Origin of the sequence: Blastomonas sp. CCH9-A1, from assembly GCF_001557175.1 — a bacterium.
Lineage (GTDB): Bacteria > Pseudomonadota > Alphaproteobacteria > Sphingomonadales > Sphingomonadaceae > Blastomonas > Blastomonas delafieldii_A.
The window spans coordinates 1-1,124 of the sequence record NZ_LSHM01000034.1 but is presented as its reverse complement, the minus strand read 5'-3'; the positions used below and the strand labels follow the sequence as shown (position 1 = coordinate 1,124).

The following is a 1,124-nucleotide window of genomic DNA, read 5'->3' as shown; positions in this document are numbered from 1 at the left end:
CTTTTAGACGCCGATCACCCCGCTAACGGGGTCCCTTTTGCACGCCGGTCCACAGATCCGCACCTGCCGGGGTAAGGTAAAGATCACCAGACAAGTACCATGGGTATGGAAAGGCTGTCACATCGGAGCGCTGTTCCCGGAAGCGCGACAGAAGCAGATAGCGCAGCCGTCCGAAACAAATGCGCTGGTCGAGCGGCCAGTACTGCCCTGTGAGTGGGATTCGCACCATCAGCCGAGGACCCTGCGGGGCCTGCAATGCCGCGAAAATGGGCTCGACTATGCTGTCAGTCTCATGAGCAACTGGCAAAGGAGATTGAGGAAAGCCATAGGCGTATTGCCACGAGTGCCAACCGATCGGAACCAGAACCATCGCCAACGCAGCGATCAAGGCCAGGATGAAAGGGGCTGGCGAGAGGACAAACTCACCTGCGTAGTGAGCTACGAGCACTGCCACGCCAACGGGCGTTAGCACCAAGGAAAGCCTCGACGCCCAAAACCTTGTCCGGAAGGCCCGCCCATAAGCATCGTGCGGGCTTTGTGCTGCCTCGGAAATGGCCTTGGTGCTCGCTTCGACGTCCCCTTTCAGGCGCCTCCGGTAACACTCTGCAACGACGTCAGCAAAACGGACATGCAGATCGGCTGCCGCATTTGTCTGCGGCGGAAGAGCAAGTGCGCCCGAAGTTGATCTCGGCCTGCGTCCCATCGGCGCAATAATTCAGAATTGTGGATTTCTGTCAACCGCTTGACCAATTCCGCCTGCACCGCTTCAGGCCTTCGGCCCTGCCCACACTATTGGGCGTCTGCTCAAGAGGAATGAATGTCGAATTGGTACTGGCGTCACGACTACCTAGCCATGCCGGAGGATGTCATCGCCTTCGCCTGGTCAGAGCCGATGCGCGACCTCGCCACCAAATTTGGTGTGAGCGATGTGGCGCTGAGGAAAATGCTCCGCAAATACGATGTCACACTGCCACCACAGGGTCACTGGAACCGCGTCCATGCGGGTCGCGAAGTTGCCTTGCCGCCGCTGCCTCCAGCCCGGCGTCCGGGGCAAAACGGGCGCATGTTGAGGTCACGTCCGTCAATGAGGTGTAATTTGGGGTGTGGTCACCGGGCTGCATGGT

At 59.3% G+C, this 1,124-nt stretch carries 1 pseudogene; it reads left to right on the top strand.

What is annotated here, in order from left to right:
• Nucleotides 1–817: 817 nt before the first annotated feature.
• Nucleotides 818–1,124 (top strand): annotated as a pseudogene (locus AX725_RS21515) (hypothetical protein); the annotation flags it as partial.